Genomic DNA, 22,243 nt, shown 5'->3' on the forward strand with positions numbered 1-22,243 from the left:
AGTCCCTGCACCACGTCTGGTCGATCGCCTGCGCTGCGGGCCTGATCGCGGTCGGTCGCAGGGCCGCCACGAGCGCACCGCTCGTACGCGCCCTCGCCGGCGGGCAGTCGCCGCAGGCCCTGCGGGCGTGGGTGGGCATGTGGGAGGGAGTCGCGAGCGGCGCCATCGGCGAGGGTCCGGTCGTACCCGCCTCCCGCCACGGCGACGTCACCCGCGAGTTGCTGCGCGAACTGTACGACCACGCGGGCCGATGGGTGCCGATGGGTGGCCTGTTCGAACTCCTGTCGTACGCGCCGGACGGCCGCCCGCGGGCGCCGCTCGGCGCCGATCCGGCGCTGTTCACCGGCATGTTGCTCGCGCATCGCATGGACGACCTGCGTGCGTTCGGCGTTCTGGAGATTCGCGAACTCGTCGGAGGCGGTGAGCCGTTCATGGCGGTGCGGTTGACCCCGCTGGGGCTGTACGGTCTGCGGGCGCGCTTCCTCGAACTCGGCGTACCGGCCCCGGTCGCCGGTCCCGGCGGCGAGGTCGAGCCGTCGCTGCCGCCGCTGTACGTTCCGCCCCGTACCGAGTGTGCGCTCGCCGCGCGGATGTCGCCGTTGCTGGCACAGGTCGCCGAGCTCGCCGAATACGTCGAGGCGCACGGGCCGTTCCCCACCTCGGCCAAGGGCGTCCTCAAGCCGGACGTCGCGCGCATGGTCGTGGACGACCTCGCCATCCCGGAGAAGCCGTGGCGACGCGGGCGCGCGATTCGCACCGCGCGCCACCTGCACGCGCTGCACCGGCGGTGGACCCTCGCGCTCGGCACCGGATTCCTGCACCTGTCCGACGGATGGGTGCACGTCGCGGACGGCCTGCGGGTGTGGCGCGAGGGCACGGACGCCGAGCTGGTGGGGCTCGCCGCGCGCGCGATGGTCGTCGTCGCCGAGGACAACGCGACGTTCGGCGAGGTCCACGACATGCGGTGGGACCTGCCCGAGGGGCTCGCCGCGTCGCTGTTCACCGGCCTGGTCCAGCTCGGCGGCCCGCTGCCGGTATCGCTGTTCGTGGGCCTCGCGGTGTGCCGCGACCTCGAACACGTGGTCGGCGCACTGCCGGTCGAACCCCCTGCGGAGGACGAGGCGTTCGCCCTGAGCAGGGTTCTCGACGCGCCGGACCTGACCCGCGAGATGGGCCTGCTGTGCGGGGCCGACGGCGCGATCCCGCCGTCGAGCCAGGCCCCGGCCGACGTACTGCGCCGCGTGCGGGCGGGGCTGATCCTGCTCGCCGACCGCCTCGCCGCGCTCGGGGTCGTTCGGCGCACGTCCGAGGGGATCACGCTGACCGGCCTGGGCGGCGCCCTCGTCCACCGGATGTTCCGTGAGCAGGGCCTTCCGGTGGCGACGGTCGACGACTACACACCGACGTCGGGTGCCCGCCTGCTCACCGCGATGGGCGGATGGCCGCGGCCGATCGCCACCCGGGCGTTCGCGGCGTGGATCGAGGGTCGGCCGGTGACCGAGGCGCTGTCCGAACTGTGCGCGGCCGCGGGCGCGGCCGGACCCACGGAGCGGCTCATGCTGTTCGCCCACCTGGGCTACTCGTGTCTGCCCGACGCCGCGGTCGAGGGCGCGCTCGCCGAGGCCGCCTTCGACCCCACGCTCGCCCCGCACGTGTGGAACTGGCGACTCACCCACGACCACGACGTCGCGCCGGCGACGCTGCGCACGCTCGCCTGGCTCACCGCCGACAACGCCGCCGCGGCGCTGCACGGCCGGCACGAGTCCGCCGTGCTGGGCCTGCTCACCGAGGTCACCGGCAGCCAGGGCCCGGGCGCCGACGTGGTCTTCGGCGAACTCGCGGCCATGGGCCACCCCTGCGCCGAGGACGTACTGCGCTTCGCCGAGGCCAGCCACCCGGACCCGAAGGTCGCGCGCGCCGCCGGCAGAGCCCTGGACCGGCTGCGCTGAGTCGGGCTGTCCCGAAGGGCCCCGGCGCGGGGCCGACCGGATGACCACTGCGCGCGGCCCGGCGAATCAAAGGATCGGCGCAGGCTCCCGCAGCCCGTGGTCGGGTTCCGGCAGGGAGTGTGCACGGCGACGCCGCTACGCGCTGCGTCCCACTCCTTGGAGGAACACGCTCGGCGTGCCGCTCCACGAGACGTGCAACGCCTCGCGGGCCCGCGTACACGCCACGAACAGCAGGCATCGTTCGGCGAGCAGGTCGGCCTCGTGCTGCAGCCGGTCGATCTCGATCGGCGTGACGTGGGTCAGGTACGGCACCGCGACGCTGTTTACCCCGGCCACGGCCACGCAACGGAACTCAAGCCCCTTCATCGCGTGCATCGTGCCGATTCGGATCCCTTCGGCGTCCGCGGCGGGGCCGTCCTTGAGGACCACCGCCGGCACGCCCTCGCGGATCAGGCGCTCGGCCGCCTTGCGACCGTACGAGAGGAAACGGGCCGCGACACCGATCTCCTCGGCGCGCACCCCCGCCGCCATCCAGGTCTTCACCTGTTCGACCAGGGCCGTGAGTTCGGCCTCGACACCACTGGTGGCCACGAGGTTCGGCGTGCTGCCGTGCAGCGAACTGTGACAGTCCTCCAGCGAGTCGGCCCGGCCCTCGTCGTCCAGTCGCGCGACGGGTTGGCCGGTGAGGATCGACCGGCACCATCCGAGGATCTCGGCCGTGGTGCGGTAGTTGACGCGCAGCCGGCTGGATCGTCCGACGACCCGGATACCCAGGCGTGCCAACGACACCTTGCTGTCGTAGATGCGCTGGTTCGGGTCACCGGCGATGAACAGGTCGTCGGGTCCGCTCTCGACGGCCGCCCGCAACACGCGCCACTGGGCCGGGTGCAGGTCCTGAGCCTCGTCGACGACCACGTGCCGATAGGGCTTGTCCGGGCGTTCGGACAGCACCCGTGCCGCCTCGTCGCAGATGCCCAGCCAGGTCCGGGACCCGTCGGCGGCCAGGCCTTCGTCGAAGTGCTCGACCGCCTGCCAGACCTTGGCCTTTTGCAACGGGCCGAGCGGGGTGCCGCGGCCCGGCCGGTTCGCCTTGAGGTACGCCTCCAGCGTGCGGATCTCCTGGGCCACGATGACGTGCCGCAACTCCTGTGCCAGAAACGGAACGACCCACGGCAGGCCGAGTTCGTCGATCGCGCGTGCCCACCGTTCGTTCTCGTCACGGGCCACCCGCAGAGGCCGTCCGCCCGCATGCTCGCGGACGACGCGGTTCGCGAGGGCGTCTACCGTCGTCACATCGATCCGCGCCATCAGGTGCGGTTCCACGAGAAGGGCGAGGTTCTCGCGCAGGCTCTGCGCGAGCGTTCCGGTGTAGGTGGTGAGCAGTATCCGCTCGCCGGGCCCCAGTCGTCGAGCGAGGTGGTTGACCCGATGCAGTGCCACCACGGTCTTCCCGGTCCCCGGTCCGCCGCTGACCTGGGCCGGCCCCGCGAACGAGTCCCGGTAGGCGGTTCGGTGCTGTGAAGGGTGCAGAAAGACCCGCCAGGCGTCGAACGGTCGTTCCAGGATCTCCAGCAACTCCGCGGGGCCCTCGACCAGTGCGATCCGTCCCTGGGCCCGCACCATCGCCGAGTCGAGGTCGTCCGAATCCACCGCGTCCTGAGCCGCGACCGCGCGCCGCACACCCACGACGTCGCGCCACACGTCCTCGGCGGTGAACCCCTCCGCCAGGTAGAACAGGACCTCGTACTGGTCCTCCGGCAGCAGCGCCCCGAATGCCTCCAACTGCCCGCGCTCGGTGAGCAGTCGAGCGATCCGCAACACGTTCTCGTCCACACCCAGTCGCCCGAGGTCGGCGTCCGAAACCGTCCCGAACAGCCGCTCCGGCGAGGCTGCGGCGATGCGTTCGAGGCTGGGTGTGATCGCCTGCTGCGTGACCACGTCTTGCACTTCGAGTGCCTGGGTCGCCCGGTTCACACCCGCCTGTTGCTTGACCGCCCAGGCGATCGCCTCGTCGTGCGGCAGCACCCGCAGCAGGAGAAACGTCTCGCCGCTGTTGGGTGCGAGCACCACGCCACGCTGGAAGGCGCCGACCCGAATCGTCCGGATCCGAGCATCCCGCGCCTTGTCGAGTTTCTCCAGATGCAGGCCCTTGTCGGCGAGCAACTCGGTGAGCGACAGGCCCTGGAACTTCGTGATGGCATCCCGAACACCGCGCTGCGTGTTCTTCTCCAGGCGCGCGTATTCGGCCAGGAAATCCTTTCCGAGCGCAAGCTGCGGCACGTCACCCTCCTCGACCGGTCACCCGGCATCGTGTCTGTGCGGTCTCGTACGGTAACGGAGTGCGCGTCGGCGCCGTCCGACGCGCAGCCGGCTCTCGAACGGGCCGGCGCCCCCCGACGCGCGCCGCCCCGACGCGTCCGCCGCGCACTCGGTTCCCGCGCGGGCCGGCTCCCCGCCGAGCGGGCATCCGGCGGTCACGTCCGGCTACGGCCGGCGTGCGGGTCAGGCCACCTGTCCGGTCACGTCCCACCGGCGTCGCAGCCCGAGGTGCAGTTTGCGGTACACCGGAGCGACGCGACCCGGCCCGCTCCTTCCGTTGCCCAGGTGCAACCCGAGTCGAGCCAGAGTGTCCGCGGCTTCGTTGAGCTCGTGGCCCGCGTGCCCGGGAACGTGGTGGACCGAGACCGAAGGGACGCGGTCGCGGAGGACGGCGAGCGCCTCGGTCAGGCCTGGCGTCGTACCCGGGCCGCACCGCAGTTCGGCGGGGTCGACAGACCCGGCGAGCACGTGTGCGACGGTACGAACCGCGTGTTCACAGTCGGACAACAACATCAATCGGCGACCCGTGAACTCCGGGGCCTGGGCGGCCAGACACAGTGCCAACGTCTCCGCGTCGGTGCTGTCCACGGCGAGGCCGGTGCCGTGGCCGAGCCTGCCGTCTTCGGCCGCCCAGCCGAATCCACACGTGGCGGAGGGAGCGCCGAGCGACGCGTCGACCGCCACCACGAGGGTGTCGGCGCCGATCGGCGGGAGCGCGAACGGCTCGGACCGCGGAGCGGTCGTCGGCGCGTCGTACGACGCCGGTGCGTCCGACGGGTGTTGAGGCCGGCCCTCGTGCCTTGCCGGCTCGTTCGTCAGGTCGAGCGAGGCCAACGCCGCGTCTGCGATACGGACGAGGCGTTCCCGAAAGGCGGCGAGCGCGCGCTCGGCTTCGCGCCGGCGGACACACGCGACCGCGAGGTCCTGGTACAGCGCTTCCAGGTCCGACAGTGTTCGATTGCGCGCGCTGCCCCGGGTCGTGCTTGCCCGCTGCTCCGTCTCGCCGAGTTCCAGCCGCAGGACGTTCGTTGCCGTCGACAGGACGGGCAACCACCGCTCGACGAGTGCGTCGTCGCAGAGCGAAGGGTTCTCGGCACGTCGGAGATCGGCGAGGACGACGGCAAGGAAATCGTCCTCGCCGAGGGCGGCGAGCGCAGCGACCTCGCTCGACGGCGACTCGTCCGGCAGGTGCCCGTGGGCAAGCGCCCATGCGCGATATCCGGTGCGGGGCACGTCGTACGCGCGTTCGTCGCAACCGTTGTCCTGCAATGCCTTCAACAGGAGAACACGGTGGGTCCGAGCCCGCCCGGATGCCCGAGAGGGCGCGCTGTCACCGCGACCGGTCCGCCCCGCGTAGCGGGCGAGTAGATCGAGTTCGCGGCGGCGGCGCCGCAATCGTGGAGCCTGCTCGCCGCACAGGAGGGCGATGTGGAGATCGCCGGTGAGTGCGATCTGCAGAAAGGCGATGGCGTCACTTCGGATCTGCGCGCTAGCCGCTTGGCGCAGCGTTGCCGAGACGTCGTCGTCGGCCATGCCGTGGACGTCGTCGTGGACGGCTTCCACCAGTGCGTCGAAGTCGTCGGTCAGGGCTCGAAGGCATTCGCCGCCGCTGTCGGAGGGGGCGGCCGTCGGTGTAGTGGTGCGGGAGTCCTGGGTCACGATGCCCCCGGAGGCAGTGTCAGGTGCCGGAGGCCGAGCGGTGTCCCCACTCGACCGTGAACATCTCCATGTAAGCAGACAGTGTGAACTCTGTCCACGAGATTTGCTGATGAGGTAGAGTTCACGCATTGAACGGGACGGTCCGTGGTGAGGCGACAGGGGGTTGACGTGTCGGAGTCCGCGACGGTGTCCGCGGCTGAGATCGCCCGCATGGCGGGGGTGGGCAGGTCCGCAGTAAGCAACTGGCGGCGCCGGCACCGGGACTTCCCCAAGCCGGTGGGCGGATCGGAGTCGGCACCGCTCTTCGCACTCGACGCGATCACAGAGTGGCTCAGGACCCAGGACAAAGCGGTGGAACTACCGCTGGCCGAGCAGGTGTGGCACGCCCTCGACACCTCCCGAGGTAACGTTTCGCTCGCGCGATCGGTCGCCGAGGTGGGCGATGATCTGCTGCGACGGGTGGCCCCGAACAACCCGAGATCGCGTGGCGGGTTGCCCTCGCCCACGTCGATCGGGCTGCGCGGCCTGCTCGACAAGCTCGCCGACAGCCGGGGCGCCTCGCACGCCTTCGACGATCTGTGGACGCGCTACAGCGACGCGAACGCGCGCCGACTGACCCCGGCCGCCCCCGAAGCGGCCGCGCTCATGGCCGCGCTCGCGGCACCGCAGGACGGGCGCCTCACCGGTTCGGTGCTCGATCCGGCCTGCGGAAGCGGCACCTTCCTGCTTGCCGCACTGCGAGCCGGCGCACGCGACCTCCTGGGCCAGGAGGTGGACCCGGAACTCGCTCGCGTCGCCGAACTCCGCCTTACGTTCGAGATCGTGTCCAGATCAGCCGAGTCCTCCGGACCCTCCGGACCCTCCGAGCCTTCCGGACCCTCCGAGCGCTCCGAGCCCTCCGACCCCGACAGACCCTCCGAGCCCTCCGGATCCTCCGAACCCGCCAGGCCCTCCCCGCCCGCCAGGCCCTCCCCGCCCTCCGGAACCCCCGCGCCCCCCACGCCTTCGGACCCCTTCGAGAAGGCTGTCGATGGTGTGCAGATCTCGGTACGCGCCGACGGTGCGCTCCGCGACGACGCCTTCCCGGAACTGCGTGCCGACGCCGTGCTCTGTCACCCCTCGTTCGGTGAACGCGACTGGGGGCACGCCGAATTGGGCTACGACCCGCGGTGGGGTCAATTCGGCGGTCTGCCACCGCGCAACGAACCGGAACTGGCCTGGATCCAGCACTGCCTTGCCCGCACCGCGCTCGGCGGCCATGTCGTAGCCCTCATGCCACAGGCCGTCGCCGCACGACCGCAGGGCCGCCGGATCCGTGCGGAGCTGGTGCGCAAGGGGCTTCTGCGCGCGGTCGTTTCGATGCCGCCGGGAACGGTCATGTGGCACTCGTTCGGCGCGGACGTGTGGGTACTACGGCGCCCGCGCGAAAGCGAGCCGCCGCCCTCACACGTGCTGTTCGTACGTGTGCCCGAACCCCAGGTTCGAGCGCAACTCGACTGGCCGGCCGTACAGGAGACGGTCCTCGACACCTGGCACTCGTTCGTACGAGAGCCCGAGGGATACCGGGGACTGCCGGGCCGGACGGCCGCCGTCCCACTGATCGACCTGCTCGACGAAGCCGTCGACCTGAACCCGCGAAGCCGCGTGGGAGCAGGGGAAGCCACCGTGGAAGACGGTGCCACGCTGATCGGTCGAGCACGGGAACTGGCCGCCGAACTCGACCGGTTGGCAACGCTGCTACCGGAGCTGGAGGTCGCCGAGGGCACATCCGGCGAGGCTGTCGGCGCGACGGTCACCCTCGAAGAGCTGGTGCGTACCGGGGCCCTGACGGTGGTCAGGTCGAAGACCACGAATCGGGGTCTCGTGCCGTTCGATGCGCAGTCACCAGGTCTGCTTCCGGTCCTGGTCCCGGCGGATATCGCCGCCGGCAGTCCGCCATCCATGGCCATGTCGCCGGCCGACGCTGGGGGCGACGAGACGACCGTCCTCGCCGGCGACGTCTTGGTGGCTGCCCTGGGCGGGGAGATCGTGGCGCGCGTGGCCGACGACGCCGACGAAGGTTCCGTGGCGTCGGCGGCGGTACAGATCCTGCGCGCCGACGCGGAGCACCTGGACCCCTGGTTCCTGGCGGGCTATTGCGCGAGTCGTGCGAATCGAACGTCGGTACGGGGTACGGCGAGTGGTAGCAACGCGCTTCGACTCGACGTTCGACGCTGTGTCCTGCCGGTGCTGTCACCGTCCGAACAACAAGAGTTGGGCGGGGCGTTTCGCCGACTGGACGACTTCGCAAGGCGCACCTACGCCGCGACGACCGACGCGGACCGGGTCAGACGAGACCTCGCAGAAGGCATCGTGGCAGCAGTCCTGCGCCCGAAACCGTCGACCGAACGCCGAAGCCGTTGACCCGTGCGGCTGCGCCTGCGCCAGCGGCCGCGCCACGGCGCCCGTAAGACCGCCGCCCGGCGTCCACGAACTGCTCGACGCCGTGGCCGCCGGGGATACCGCCTTCACCGAACGCCTGGCCGGGTGGCGCGTATCCGCTGCCCGTATCCCGCCTGGCTGCTCGGCGAAGCGCCGACGCCGACGCCGACGCCGACGCCGACGCCGGTGCCGCCAGAAGGCGCACCCCACCCGGCACCCCACCCGCCGCCGGCCCGAAGAGCGGTCGTCAGGCAGCCGAGCCCTGGTGACGGAGTGTCAAAAACCGCCACTCCCTCATACGGGTGAAACTCGGCCAACGCCTACCAAATGCCGGTTACGGTTCGACTACAGAAAGCGGCGATCACCCCTGGCAGGGCGACCGCCGCACAGCCAGACCGCCCAGCAACCGGCGGCCGACCGAAAGGCAACGCCGTGAACCCGGCGCACCTCCCAGTCCAAGCATGCCCGAACCCTCCCCGGCCGACCAGCAACCACCCCGCGATTCCCCCATACGCGCGCCGCGCCGTCTGGCAACAGACCGTCCGCCGCGATCCGGAGATCGAGCGCACGCTGCTGCTCTTCGCGCTGCTGCTCTCTTCGTACGCCAACGCCGACGGCACCGGCATCCGAGTCACCCACGCCATACTCGCGGCCGACGGCGGCTTCCACCTCTCCACGGTTCGCCGCGCACTCGACGTCCTGCAAAAGCGCGGCCTCCTGCTTCAACTCCACCGCGGCCACCGACTCGGTGACGGCCGCGCGAGCCTCAGCGAGTACACGCTCCTCCTCCCCTCAACAGCTCACCCACACGAACCGCTGACCGACACCTCAACCGCGCACCGAGATGAACAGCCGACCGCCCCGAGCCGCCCACCCCGAAATCCCTCAACCGCCCACCACACTGCCTCAACCGCCCACCACACTGCCTCAACGGTCCACCCGGATGAGCCGCTCCCTCTACTTGTCTCTATCGGGGAGGGGACGGGTTCTCCCCCCAGTCCCTCCCGGCCCGCACGCCGCACGCCCGACAGCACCTCGTTCCGGGCCGCCAAGGTCCTGATCGAACAACTGTCCCCCGAGTCGCACGAGTTCCTCCTGCCGGGCCTGCACCGCATCGCCCTCAAGCTCGCCGACCGCACCGACCGCAGCACCCTCGTCCACGACCTGGCGGACACCATCCGCACGCGCGGCCCCCTCACCGGCCCCGGCATCCGCTCCCCGCTCGCCGTACTCCTGTACCGCCTGGACGAGGCGATCGAGGTCCACCAGAGCATGCGCGAGTCGTTCCGTCGCTCCCTCGGCGCGGACCCGGAACCCCCGTCGCCCACGTCCGCCGTCTGCGACTGTGCGGGCGGCTGGCGCGGCGAGGACCACGAAGGCCGCCCGATCGCCTGCACCCGTTGCAAACCGCGCTACGGCGTCCGCACGCCGCTGTTTTGATCCCAACGCCGCGTGACCACCCAGAGACGACGTCCACGAACTGCTCGCCTCCTGCACGGCGCTCGGTCTGCCCGGCGCTCACCCGGAGGACGCGGCCGGCGGCGACGCGCCGGCCGAACGCACCGTCCACCACACCGGGATGAAGCTGCTTCGGCACGTACTCCGCCGGACCGGCCGCCCACCGAGATCCTCGCGGCGATCGGGGGACTCGCCGGCCCGATCGCCCGACCCATCGCTCACGCACCGAACGGTTGACCGCGTCGGGCCGCAATCGCGTAGTGTCCCGCAGCGTAGGGCGCAAGGGGCGGGCAGCACAGAGGGGTTCCCGACATGGGACTGGCGAACGAGAACATCATTTCGCAGGTCGAGGATCTGCTCGCGGGACGCATCGTCATCCCGTCCATCCAGCGGGACTACGTGTGGAAGACGCCGGACATCCGTGACCTGCTCGACTCCCTATACCGCGGCTACCCGATCGGGTCCGTGCTGTTGTGGAAGACCAAGATCCGAGTTCCCTTTCGGGCGGCTGCGGTCAGTCAGGACGCGCAGAGCGTGCACCAGCCGGTGTACCTGCTCGACGGACAGCAGCGGCTGATCTCCCTGGCCTGGGTATACCGACCCGAATCCCGGGCCGACGCGAAGAAGCTCGACCTGCGCTTCGACCTGGCGAACGAGCAGTTCGTGAGCCCGCCGGGCGCGCGGCGAAACGATCCGTTGCTGATTCCGGTGGTCGATGTGCTGGCCAGTGCGCCCGAATTCTTCCGGATACTGACCGCCGCCGGCGTCGACCCGGCCACCCCCGTCTTCCAGACGTACTTCACCCGGCTGCAAAAGCTGCACGACATCCACAAACGCGAGATCGCCGTCATCACGTATACCTCCGACGACTACGAGGAGGTCGCCGACGTCTTCGCCCGGGTCAACAAGGGCGGGCGCAAGCTGACCAAGGGCGACCTCGTCTACAGCGCGATCGCCGCCCGCTGGGAGGACGGACTCGCCACGATCGAGGCGTTCCACGCGGAGTTGGCCCGCGACGGCTTCGCGCTCGACCGTGACCCGGTGCTGCGCGTGCTGGGACACTTCGCGGGTGTGGGTCTGCGCAGTATCAGGCTGCTCGACTCCTCGGTCACCGAATCCGTACTCGAACAGGCGTGGGCCAAGACCGCCGAGTCGGTGCGGATGACGGTCCGTTTCCTGCGCGAGGAGTGCGGCGTGCCGCGCTCGGCGGTGCTCAAGACGCAGAACGTACTGGTCGCGCCGTCGATCCTGCTGCACCGCAGGGACGGGCGGCTCGATCCGGCGGAGACCGATCGCTTGCGCCGCTGGATCTACACGATCCTGGCGTTCATGCGATACACCGGAGCCTCGGAGACCGCGATGGAATCCGACGTCCGATGGATGGACATGGAACCGGGACAGGTGCGTTGGCGCGAGCTGACGCACGGTGCGTTCGGTACCCGCTCGGTGGACGCCCCCGTGCAGGCGGCGGACCTGGAGCACAAGTCGAACGTGCACGCGCTGTTCAACGTGCTGTACATCGCGGCGCTGCGCCGAGACGTCCGGGACTGGGTCGACGGTGACCGGTTGGACGATTCGCGAGAGGACTCCTCGGCACGGATCGAGTATCACCATGTCTTCCCGGACGCGGCGATCGCCGGCGCGCACCCGAAGGAACTGCGCAACAGCGTCGCGAACTTCGCCTTCGTCTCGTCCCGGACCAAGCGCGCCATCGGCACCAGGACGCCTGCCCGCTACATCCCCACCCTCGACCGGGAGCATCTCACCGGGCACTGGATGCCGATGGATCCCGCGCTGTGGACCGTGGAGGCTTTCCCGGAGTTCCTCGCGCAGCGACGACGCCTGATGGCCGCGACGCTCAACGCGATGCTGGGGTTGCCGGGCGGCGAGGAAGCCCACGAGCCGGTGCCCGCTGCCGCGTCACCGGTCGGTGCGAGCGCCGAAGAGGAGGAGGACTCGGACCGGTACGTGTACGAACCCCTCCCCGCCGCCTACAGCCGCGGTGAGTCCTGGCCTGCCGCGCCTACCGAAGAACTCGACGCCGAAGCCCGCTTCTGGGAACAACTGGCGTCCTGTTCCGGGCCGGCCGAAGTGCGCCTGGTCGAGGAACTGCTGGAGTTTTGGGTGGTCAGCCGCGGGCGCGTCGACTTCGGCGACGGCACTACGCCCGCGGCGCGACTGGTTCGCGACGCGAAGGACGGTACGAGCGTGTGCCCCATGCTGGTCTTCCCATCGGCGGCGGGTAGCGGCATCGAGGTGCAGTTCCGGGAACTGGGACGGCATCAGCGCTTTGCGTCGGAGCCGATGCGGGAAGAACTCCGTTCGCGCCTGAACGTGATCACGGGTGTGGACATCCGATCCCAACACGTTCGTGGCCGTCCGAACTTTCCCTTGAACCTGCTGGAGGAGGAGCGCAACCGCGCGGTCCTGTACGAGGTGTTCGCCTGGCTCAAGGACGTCATCTGAGCCGTTGCACCGTCCCTACGGGCGCCACAGTTCGCCCGGCGCCGGTTCGGGCCAGGCGGCGTTGGTGCGCACGGCCGCGAACAGCTCGCCGCAGCGCTTGTCGTCGAGCAGCACCACGCTCTGCCCGCCGCCGCGCTCGCCGAAGCCGGCGACGGGGGCGGTGCGAAACGCGAGATCGCCCTCGTCGATGCCGTTGAGGGCGGTGGCGAGGTCGACCAAGGCGTCGAACGACAGGGCGTCGTCCACCGTCAGCGACTTGGTCAGGGACTGCAACAGGTCCTTGGTCCGCAACGGACTCTTGAGTACGCCCTCGGCGGTGACCTTCGCCGCGACGGCGCCGAGCAGTTGCTGCTGATGCACGACCCGGTCCAGGTCGCCGCGCTCCAGCCCGTACCGCTGCCGCACGTACTTGAGCGCCTCGTCGCCGTCGAGTTCGGCGCGGCCTTGCTCGGCGTCGACGCTCACCCCGCCCAACGCGTCGACCATGCCCTTGAACCCGCCGAAGTCGACGGCCGCGTAGTGGTCGATCCGTACCCCGGTCAGGTTCTCGATCGTGGCCACGAGCAACGCGGGCCCGCCCCACGAGAACGCGGCGTTCAGCTTCGCCTCGCCGTGTCCGGGGACGCTCACCCACGAGTCGCGCGGGAGTGAGATCGCCGAGATCGAGGATCGGTCGGTGGGCAGGTGCAGGATCATCATCGTGTCGCTGCGCCGACCCTTCAACGCGGCCGGGTCGGCGCCCTCGGCTGCGGCGTCCATGCCCACGAGCAGGATGTTGAGCGCCTTGCCCGCGACGGGATCGACGGGCGGGCGCGGCCCCGCGCCGGGGATGCTCGCGCGATCGAAGACACCGTCGATCCGCTTGATGTTGGAGTTGAGCGAGTACAGCACCCAGGCCGTACACCCGCCCACCACGAACAACGACAACGTGAGCAGCCCGACCAGCCCCACGACGGCCTTCCGCCGCCGCGACCACGGTCTGCGCCTGGGAACGGGCGGGGCTCCTTGCGCCTCCTGCGCCCCTGCGGCCCCCGGCCCTGCGGCCCCCGCCCCTTTCGTCTCGTCCGGCTCGGCTGCGGGTGCCGGCTCGTCCGTCGCATCCAGCGCATCCGTCATGCGCAGAAGCTAGCTGACCAATCGTCAGCTCGGACCCCCGATTCGACAATCAGTGCGAAGGAACCTCGTCTCGCCGCATACACACCCGAGGCCACCGATCCAACCCGTGCGCCGCCTCCTGCGCCCGTACCCGAGCCAATCCCGGCGTGACCTCGTCCGCCGCGAGCACCCGAAACCCGATCCGCCGGTAATACGGCGCATTCCACGCCACGTCCCGAAACGTGGTGAGCGTGAGAGCGAGCCCACTGTCCACCTGCACCCGATCGATCAACGCCCGCCCCAGCCCCCGCCGCGCCGCATCGGCATGCACCGACACCTGCTCGACATGCGCGGCCCCGTCCACGAGATCCCACATCACGTAACCGACCACCGGCTCACCCACCACAAGCAGCCGCCCGGCGACCAGGTAGCGCCCCAACTCCCCAAGCCCGGGCGGCTCGTCGCCGGCGACCTCCGGCATCCCCACATCCGCAAAACACCGCCCGGCCGACACCTCGACCTCCCGCACCCGCTCCAACTCACCCAAACCCGGCACCCGAATCACATCAGTCACACACAACATCCTGCCGCCCCAAGCCTCCCTGAAGCACCCGAATAGTCCCGACCCGCCAACCCCCGCCACGGCGCCGGCACCCCTGAACCGCCGAAAGCACCACTCTTCCGAGTCACCGAGTCACCGAGTCATCGAGTCACCGAGACTCCGAACCACCGAATCGCCACCCGTCCCGCCCTCACGAACGGGTCACCTCACCTGCGGCGCGTGGCACGTGGCGCGTCAGCGCGGCTCGAATCTGCTCCCTGTCCAGCGGCGTGCCGATTCCCCAGACCGCCCTGGCCCGGTCGAGTTTCGTGGTCAACGACCCGACGAGCAGATCCTCCCGCGCCGTCTCCACGCCGCCCAGGATCAGCTTCGAGTAGCGCACGGCGTCGACCAAGGCGGACTTGACGCGCTCGTGTCGGACGTAGACGGCCAAGTCCGCGACTGCCCCCGTCGTGACCTCGACGGGCATCGCCGCGAACCACGCCGCACGGACGGTCTCGGCCTCCTGCGGTAGATAGTCCATCTTGTGCAGATGGACGGCGAGGTCGTACAACGGGTCGCCCCATAAGGCGAGTTCCCAGTCGAGAAAGAACGTTCTGCCGTCGCAGACGATGAGATTCTTGCGGTGCACGTCGCAGTGCAGGGCGCCGAACGGCCGGGCCGTCATCCGGTCCCAGTCCGCGACGACGCGTTCGAAGGGATCGGTCGGGACCCCGAGCGCCGAGTACAACGCGGCGTACGGTTGCCGAAATCGTTCCCACACGTCGACCGTGACGGCCGAGAGCCGCGCGCCGAAGGCTGCCGTGTCCCTGTCCTTGGGCCAATCCGCGGGCACCTGCGGAAGGCACTCGATCGGAACCCGGCGCAACTGCCCGAAGAAGCGGACCACGTCCTCCAGAAGATGCGCAGGCACTGCCTCACCTCGCGGTGCGACCGTGTCCACGACATCGCCCGCGACGAATCGGTGGAGCTGGAAGGCCGGCTCGGGAGAAACGAGCAGCACCTCCGGTACAGCCGATACCCACGGCGCGACGGCGCGGATGACGTCCTGCTCCGGCCAGATCCGCAGGTCCATCCCGTCCGCGCCGTGGATCGGGATGCGGACGATCACCGAGCCGTCGTCCGTCTCGGCTCGAATGTTGTCGTTGTAGAAGCCCGAGGCGCTCGTTCCCGACTCGCGGGCTGCGCGGTAAAGCGACAACGGATCCGGTTTCATGCCCGCCCCCCGAGGATGCCGGCGACCCATGCTTCGACTCGTCCCTCGAGTGCGGCGAGTGGGTCGACGGGGTGAATGGCTGCCCGCGCGCGGGCCAAGGACGGGGCGTGTGACGGACTTTGCAGTCCGGCCAGGCGCAAGGTGGTCAGCGAAGCCAGCACCAGGGTGGGGTACACCTCGGCCGCCTCGAACTCGCGGATCGCCCATTCCGCCGTCGTCCTGGCGTTTTCGCGTTCACCGCGACGCAGCAGAATCAGTGATTTGACCAATTGGGCGCGTGCGGTGCCCGAGCGGTAACGCGCTCGCCCGAGTGTCTCCAATGCGGTGTCCAAGGCAGACTCGGCTTCCGTCGTCCGGCCGAGCCGAAGCAGCGCCAACGCGCGTGCAGTGTGAGCCTTGCCGAGTTCGTGCAGAGCGCCGATGTCGCGTTGCGTGTCGATCGCCTCGTCCGCGACGTCGACCGCGTGTTCCGGCTCGGTCCAAGCCAAAAACTCGGCTCGGTTGACGACCAGGTTCGCGAGGCACACCGCCGAACCGGCCTCCAGATAGTGCAGTTGCGCCTGATCGAGGCAACTGCGGGCGGCCGGGAAGTCGAACGCGAAGCGTCGGCCGAGGTGGATGAGCCGGGCGGTGTCTCCGCGTAGGACGTGTTCGTCGCGGTCGAGTGTGCCCGATACTCCGTTGGCCAGATTCTCGGCATCGCGAAAGCGCCCGCCCGCCATGTACAGGTCGGCCGCCCACAGCGCCGCGCTCCGGCCTTCCGGAACGGTCGCCCGTTGCCACAACGACAGGTAGCGCGACAGCGCCTCGGACGTGCGGCCCAGCACACGCAACGCGTCCGCGCCCGCGAGCGCCAGACGCACCTGAGCCGAATTACCGCCGTCGACCGCTCCCAGGTCGCGGGTCAGCAGCTCCGCGTGCTCGGCGTCGCCGACCAGGACAGCCGTCTCGGCCTCCACGCAACGTGCCGCGGTCTCCAGATCCGGGCGCGGCCGCCCGGCGATCGCGCAGTATCTTCGCGTGTCCTCCACGACGCCGCCCAACGAGCGGATGCCACCGCTCGCGGCGATCTCGTCGGTGATCGCGAGGAGATCGGTGTGGGTGAAGTCGCCTGCGTACAGGCTGTGGAAGGCGACTTCGCGAACCCTCGCGCCGACGTGTCTGCGTTCGCCGGCCGTACCTGCGGCGGCTCGATCCGCCCGTCGGCGCCACAGGGTTCGCAGGACGCGATGGACCGCCTGCCGGGTCTCCGGGGTTTGACGCTCTCTCAGTTCGCCGGCCATCAGCTGGTGCAACTGGAACTGTTCCGTGCCGGCCGGTTGTACGAACGAGTAGGCGGTCAGCGTTTCCCAAGTGAGCCGATCCGCCGACAATCCGAACGCGGTCGCGACGGTGTGGAAGATCTCCGGGTCGATGGTCCGTGCCACTGCCAGGACTTCGAGTAGGCGGACCGCCTGCGGGTCGACGTGTTGCAGGAAGCGTTCGAGGATCTCCTCCCCGGATACAGCCGGGGTCGGCTGTCCGCCGGGCACGGCCACCACGGAGGTGTCGGTGTTCGAGTCCAAAGCGAGGTTGAGGTAGAAGGGGACACCCGAACTGGCGCGGGCAAGTGCCGTACGTGCACGCGTATCCGAGACGCCGTGGGCTTCGAGGAGTTCCACTCGGGCCGGCATCGGCAATCCGCCGAGCGGTAGGTGGACCAGGTGCGCGTTCCATTGGGTGTCGTAGGCCTGCCACCCCACGGGTTCGCGACTGGCGATCAACACCAGGCCGGTGTCGAGCTGCGACACCAGATCCCGCAGCCACGCGTCGAGCCCCGCGCTGCGACCGGCTCGCGTGCTGCCGCCGACCAGTGCCTCGTAGGCGTCGACGGTGACGAGGTATTGCTCCCGACCACTCTCCCGCCGCAGATCCTCCGCGAACAAGAAAGTCGCAGCGTCGGCGAGTTCGGCCGGATCGAGCTCGTCGAGCCGGTGCAGCGTCTCGTCGTTCCTGAGCCAGCGCCACCGCTTGAAACGGGCCGACGACTGCCCGGTGAGCTGGAGCAACCCGGAGACGGTGCGAAAGACCGGCATGCCACCGACCGCGTCCGCGATGTCCGTCAGGATGCCGCTTTCCTGCCGGGCGGCGATATCGGCGAGTGAGATCTGCAGATGCGGATGAAGCCGTTGCCACAGGGCGAGGTAGGCGATGTCGTAGCGGGGGAACGACAGCCCCTGCGCGCCGAACTGTGCCCGCAGGACCGCCAGTGCGGCGTCCTGCTCGCGCAGCGCGGGGACCTGGAGATCCAGGTGCGCGGTGCGGCTCTTCCCGACGACTCGCGCCTGGCACTCCCGCAGGAAACGTGACTTTCCGATCCCCCCGACACCGGTCACGTTCAGCACCCGCAGGGCGCTTCCGGCGGCTGTCCAGTGCTCTTCGAAGACGGCGGTGGCCTCCTCGCGGTCCACGAACCGGCGTTGGGATCCGGCGGATCTGCGAAATCGTGGCTGCAGTGGCATGGGCTCCCCGTTCCCGTGGCCCACGTGGCTGCGGGCACCCACAGTTCAGCGTAGTAGCCGACGGTGATCAATGAACCGAATAACGGATCCCGACAAACCGAACGCACGACGAAGTCAAAGAGGGTCGCTTAGGGTGGGCGCATGATGCGGGGCAACCGGGGGGATGGGCGGGGGAGTCCGGAGCGGCTTGTTGCGTACAGTTATCTGAGTGTGCCTGAGCGCGGTGATTATCTCGCTGTCATGCGGTTGTTCGGGGCTTCGCTCATGGCTGATTTGTCGGCGCACGAGGTGGCCGAGCGGCTTGGGCGGGTTGATGTGGAGGTTGTCACCGCGCGGCTCGACGCGTTGGTCGGGTGGGGCAATCTGATTCGTAGTACGCATCGGGTGCGGGCCGCGAGCATCGCGGAGTTTCAGCGGGCGCGGGCGCGCTACCAGGTATCCAAGCTCGGTGAGCGGATCCAGCGGGATGTGGACGAGGTGCTCACCTGGGCCGACGCGGCGCGTGAGGTCGCCGCCGAGTTGCTCGCGCTCGTGGATCGTGAACTGGCCGCCTTGACGGGTGGGATGGCCGCGCCTGGTGGGGTCGACGCCGAGCGGGCGCGGGACGCGGTGGCCACGTTGTTCGTGCAGTTCGGCGAGTTCGCCGATTCGGTGCGGGACTTCTACGCCTACCTCGGACAGGTGTTGGCGCGCTACGACCTCGACGGTGAGGAGTATCGCGGGTTCAAGGAACTGTTGCTCGACTACGTCGAGGCCATTCGTGAGGACGTCGCGTTCCACTCGCCGCGGATCCGGGCCTCGCTCGACGCGCTGGTGCCGCGGCTGCCGGAGCTCCTCGCTCGCATCGACGATCTCGGCGGCGGACTGGCCGGCCTCGAAGAGGTGACCGGGTCCCGGGTGCAGCGCAGCCGAGGGCGCGAACTCGCCGACTGGGAGGCGCTGCGCGCGTGGTTCGTCGATGTGGACGGGCGCGGCAGCCAGGTGGACCAGTTGCGGGCGGCGACCATGCGCGCGCTCGGATCGTTGTTGGCCAACGCCAAGCGGATGATCCGCTCGACCACCTCCGGGCAGTCCCGAAGGGGTGACCTGATTCGGCTCGCCGCGTGGTTCGACGGGTGCGACGACGCCGGCGCGCACGATCTGTACGCGGCGGCGTTCGGGTTGTACGGGGCTCGCCACCTGGGTGTGGTCGGCGATCTCGACACGGCGATACCCGCCGGCACGAGTTGGTGGGAGGCGCCGGTCGCGGAGGTACCGGTCGCGCTGCGCGAACGCGGTGAACGGTCGCAGCGCGGACGGGCCGCGTCGGTCGAGGACCACACCGTCCAAAAGGAGCGTCTGATGGCGCGGGCCAGGGCCGAGGCCACCGCCCGCACCGAGGCCGCCGCCGAACTGCGGGCAGTGGCGGCCCACTTGGACCGGGCCAGGCTCTCGACGGCGGCCAAGGCGCTGTTCGAGGAGTTGCTCACCGGCGCGCTCAACAGCGTCAGCGGTGACTTGGCGGCCCTTGACGGCGCGCGCCGAGATCTCGACGAACTCGACATCGCGGTCGGCCTGCGGGTGGATCCGGTCGCTCGTACGGTCGTGCGCAGCGCCGAGGGCGACTTCGAAATCGAGGGGCTACGGGTGTTGTTGGGCCGCGCGGGGGCCGAGTGGGACCTCGACGCGGTGGGGGAGGGGCGATGAGCGAGCACGACCACGACGCCGCCATCGCCGACGAACGTCGCGTGGCGGCCCGCCGACTGCTCGCCGACGCGCTCGTCCTCGCGGACGGGCCGTACCGCGACGACTTCGCCGCGATCCGCAGGCACGCGGAATGGCTGACGACCGCGTTTCGGCAACTGCTCGGCTACGAGGTCGTCGTCGAGGCGCGCTTCGCCCGACTGCTCAAGGCCGGGCCCGGGCCCGGCGCGGGTCGGGCGCTTGTCCGGTCCACGGGGACACCGTTCAGCCCCCGGACCTACGTCTATCTCACCCTCGGCCTCGCCGCCTTGGTCACGGCGTCCGAACAGGTCCTGTTGTCGCAGCTCGTGAGCGACATCCGGGGCGCCGCCGCCGACGCCCGGATCGAGCTCGACGACGCGGGCAGGCAGGTCGAGCGCCGCACGCTGGCCGCCGCGCTGCGCCAACTCGTGCAGTGGGGCGTGTTGGTCGAGGTCGACGGCAGCCTTGGCAACTACGTCGAGAAGGAGGATGCCGAGGCGTTGCTGAGCGTCGACCGTGACCTCGCGCGCGCGTTGATCGCCGGGCCACTCGCGCAGGCGAGCGACGCCGTGCACCTGATCGCGCTCGCCCACGACCCGGGGCACCACGGTGTCCGGGTGGCGGTGCGCCGACGCCTGGTCGAGTCACCCGTCGTGTTCCGGGACGAACTCGATCCCGACGAGGACGAATGGCTGCGCAAGAACCAGCGGCGCGAAGCCCGTACGTTCGAGGAGTTCCTGGCCCTGCACGCGGAGATTCGCGCCGAGGGCGTTGCCCTGCTCGATCCCGCCGACGAACTGTCCGACGTCGCGTTCCCCGGCCGGGGTACCGTCGCGCAGGCCGCGTTGCTGCTGATCGAACGCCTGGCCGGCCGGCTGCGTCCCGACGAACCGGCCGCCTCGGTCCCGCTGCCCGCCGTGCTGATCGACGACACGCTCGCGGAGCTCGTGACGGAGTACGCGCGCAAGGCCGGGTGGCAGCGTGATCTCGTCGAGAATCCGCTCCGATTCCGGGCCGAGGTCACCGATCTCCTGGTGCACATGCGCCTGTTGCGCGTGAGGCGCCGCTCGGCGGCGGGCGTCGGCACCGACGCCGATACGAGTACGGGCGCAGGCACGGACACGGACACCGGCGTGGGCACGGACACAGACACAGACACGGACACGGGCACGGGCACCACCACCTGGGAAGTCCCCGCCGTCGCCGCCCGCTACGCGTCCCGACTCCGCGAGCAGCACCGCCCCCGCGCGATTCAGGAAGGTCTGCCCCTGTGACGCCCCCTGAGACGCCCCCTGCGACGACTCCCGCGACGCCGCCGGCGGCGTCCCCCGGGACAGCCCCGACTCCACGGCCGCTCCCCGCACGGACTCCGCTCGCGCTCCCCCAACACCCCCACCGCTTCCGCCTGTCCCGGGCCGGCATCCGCAACGTCTGGCAATACGACGACGCGCGCTTCGACTTCGCCGCCGGCCGGATGTTGCTGCGCGGCAAGAACGGCGCGGGCAAGTCCAAGGCGCTCGAAGTGCTGCTGCCGTACCTCCTGGACGGTGAGCAACGTTCGATCGACGCGATGGGCACCGGGCGTACCACGCTCAAGTGGCTGATGCTGGACGGCTACACCTCGACCAACCGACTCGGCTACCTGTGGGTCGAGTTCGAACGCGTCGACGAGGACGGCGAGACCCGCCACCTCACGCTCGGCGCGGCCGTGCGCGCGTCCAACTCGACCAAGGAAGCCAAGCCGTTCTTCTTCGTCACCGACCTGCGCGTTGACCACGACCTGGCCCTCGTCGAGAACGGCCAATCCCTCCCGGTCGACCGGCTCAAGGAAAGGGTCGGCGCGAACAACGTCACCGATCGCGCGGCCGAGCACCGCGGCCGGGTCGCCCGTGACCTGTTCGGCCTCACCGACGCCGCGCGCTACCGCAGCCTTACCCATCTCCTGCACCGTCTGCGCCGGCCCACGGTGGGGGACAGGATCGAGGCCGGAGGCCTGACCGCCGTACTCACCGAGGCGCTGCCGCCGCTCGACGAGGACATCCTCACCACGGTGGCCAAGCATCTCGACGACCTGGCGGCGATCCGACACGACCTGCACGCCCTCGAAGAGCTGGACCGCGCCCTGGCCGGGTTCCTGACGGGCTATCAGGGATATCTGCACGGCATACTGCGGACCCGGACCGAGGCGGTGGCCGACCGGCTGACCGGCCTGGCCGCCGGTCGCCGAACCGCGGGCGACAGCGAGCGCAAGGCCGCCGATCTGCGGGCCGAGGAAGAACGCCGCAATGCCGGCCTCACCCACTGGCGCGACCTGTTCCGAGCAGCCGGCGCGGAGTTGCGGGCCCTCCAGGAGAGCGCGGCCTACCGCAGTCTGACCGAGATCCAGGACCGTACGTCGCGGGTGGCAGCCATCGCGGACGCCGCCCGGTCCGCCGGCGCCGCCGCCGATACCGCCCGCCGGGCGGAGCAGGCCGCCGCGGCCCGGCTTGCCGCCGACGTCGAGCGGATCGCCGGCGCCGTCAAGGAACTCGCGGCCGAACACCGCACCCTGGTACGGGCCGTCGTCCAAGCCGGGCTCGACGCCACCGCGACCGGCGTCGCGCCGACCACCCCCGTCGAGACCTTCGCGCCCGCGGTGACCGCGGTGGACGTCGCGCCCCTGCGGGCGGCCCTGGCCGAATGGGCGGCGCAACTGGACTCCGCGGGGCCCGTGGTCAAGGCCCGGGCACGCGCAGTGGACGAACTCGAACGACTCCTCAAGACGGCGCTCGACGCCGGCGACGCCGCCCGCACGGCGGCGGCCGACGTCGAGCGCCTGGACGCCCTCGTGGAGACCGCGCGTCGGCGCGTCGACCGGCACACGGCCGAGGTCGAGCAGGCCGGCACCGCCTTC

12 protein-coding genes and 1 pseudogene are annotated in these 22,243 nt (G+C 70.4%); 7 read left to right on the forward strand and 6 right to left on the reverse strand.

Annotated features, from left to right (window positions below; translation table 11 throughout):
- Positions 1 to 1,949, forward strand: a 1,949-nt coding sequence (locus GT354_RS08875; RefSeq protein WP_161355716.1) for a hypothetical protein, incomplete at its 5' end; no start/stop codon positions are given.
- Between the two features lie 135 nt (positions 1,950 to 2,084).
- Here GT354_RS08875 and GT354_RS08880 read toward each other — a convergent pair.
- On the reverse strand, positions 2,085 to 4,229 hold the full coding sequence (locus tag GT354_RS08880) for a UvrD-helicase domain-containing protein (protein ID WP_161355717.1): 2,145 nt from the start codon (positions 4,227 to 4,229) through the stop codon (positions 2,085 to 2,087).
- Between the two features lie 222 nt (positions 4,230 to 4,451).
- A complete protein-coding gene (locus GT354_RS08885; protein ID WP_161355718.1) occupies positions 4,452 to 5,927 on the reverse strand; it encodes an RNase H family protein in 1,476 nt (491 codons plus the stop codon).
- Positions 5,928 to 6,095: 168 nt separating this feature from the next.
- Here GT354_RS08885 and GT354_RS08890 point away from each other — a divergent pair, with 168 nt between their 5' ends.
- The 3 genes from GT354_RS08890 to GT354_RS08900 all read left to right on the forward strand — a co-directional run bounded on the left by GT354_RS08890 (position 6,096) and on the right by GT354_RS08900 (position 12,272).
- Positions 6,096 to 8,330, forward strand: a complete 2,235-nt coding sequence (locus GT354_RS08890) for an N-6 DNA methylase (RefSeq protein ID WP_161355719.1) — start codon at positions 6,096 to 6,098, stop codon at positions 8,328 to 8,330.
- Between the two features lie 450 nt (positions 8,331 to 8,780).
- Complete coding sequence (locus GT354_RS08895; protein ID WP_161355720.1) at positions 8,781 to 9,788, forward strand: hypothetical protein; 1,008 nt, start codon at positions 8,781 to 8,783, stop codon at positions 9,786 to 9,788.
- Positions 9,789 to 10,118: 330 nt separating this feature from the next.
- Positions 10,119 to 12,272: a DUF262 domain-containing protein gene (locus tag GT354_RS08900; protein ID WP_161355721.1), complete on the forward strand. Its 2,154-nt coding sequence runs from the start codon at positions 10,119 to 10,121 to the stop codon at positions 12,270 to 12,272.
- A 15-nt stretch (positions 12,273 to 12,287) separates the two neighbouring features.
- On the opposite strand, the gene GT354_RS08905 is transcribed toward GT354_RS08900, so the two are convergent.
- From GT354_RS08905 to GT354_RS08920, 4 genes are all read right to left on the reverse strand, one after another.
- Complete coding sequence (locus GT354_RS08905; RefSeq protein WP_161355722.1) at positions 12,288 to 13,388, reverse strand: LCP family protein; 1,101 nt, start codon at positions 13,386 to 13,388, stop codon at positions 12,288 to 12,290.
- A gap of 49 nt (positions 13,389 to 13,437) precedes the next feature.
- A complete protein-coding gene (locus tag GT354_RS08910; protein WP_346011942.1) occupies positions 13,438 to 13,941 on the reverse strand; it encodes a GNAT family N-acetyltransferase in 504 nt (167 codons plus the stop codon).
- A gap of 178 nt (positions 13,942 to 14,119) precedes the next feature.
- A complete protein-coding gene (locus GT354_RS08915) occupies positions 14,120 to 15,145 on the reverse strand; it encodes an aminoglycoside phosphotransferase family protein (protein WP_161355724.1) in 1,026 nt (341 codons plus the stop codon).
- Positions 15,142 to 17,646: an aminoglycoside phosphotransferase family protein gene (locus GT354_RS08920; RefSeq protein WP_161355725.1), complete on the reverse strand. Its 2,505-nt coding sequence runs from the start codon at positions 17,644 to 17,646 to the stop codon at positions 15,142 to 15,144. The genes GT354_RS08915 and GT354_RS08920 overlap by 4 nt, the downstream gene beginning before the upstream one ends.
- 144 nt (positions 17,647 to 17,790) lie before the next feature.
- Between GT354_RS08920 and GT354_RS08925 the strand changes: the two genes are divergently transcribed.
- From GT354_RS08925 to GT354_RS08935, 3 genes and pseudogenes are all read left to right on the forward strand, one after another.
- The gene (locus GT354_RS08925) at positions 17,791 to 19,332 is read left to right on the forward strand and encodes a TIGR02677 family protein (RefSeq protein WP_272923787.1); all 1,542 of its coding nucleotides are present in this window, start codon (positions 17,791 to 17,793) and stop codon (positions 19,330 to 19,332) included.
- Positions 19,329 to 20,624: a TIGR02678 family protein gene (locus GT354_RS08930; protein ID WP_161355727.1), complete on the forward strand. Its 1,296-nt coding sequence runs from the start codon at positions 19,329 to 19,331 to the stop codon at positions 20,622 to 20,624. The genes GT354_RS08925 and GT354_RS08930 overlap by 4 nt, the downstream gene beginning before the upstream one ends.
- A pseudogene (locus GT354_RS08935) lies at positions 20,621 to 22,243 on the forward strand (TIGR02680 family protein); the annotation flags it as partial. The gene GT354_RS08930 and the pseudogene GT354_RS08935, both read left to right, overlap by 4 nt.

This window comes from Streptomyces sp. SID3343, from assembly GCF_009865215.1.
Classification (GTDB): domain Bacteria; phylum Actinomycetota; class Actinomycetes; order Streptomycetales; family Streptomycetaceae; genus Embleya.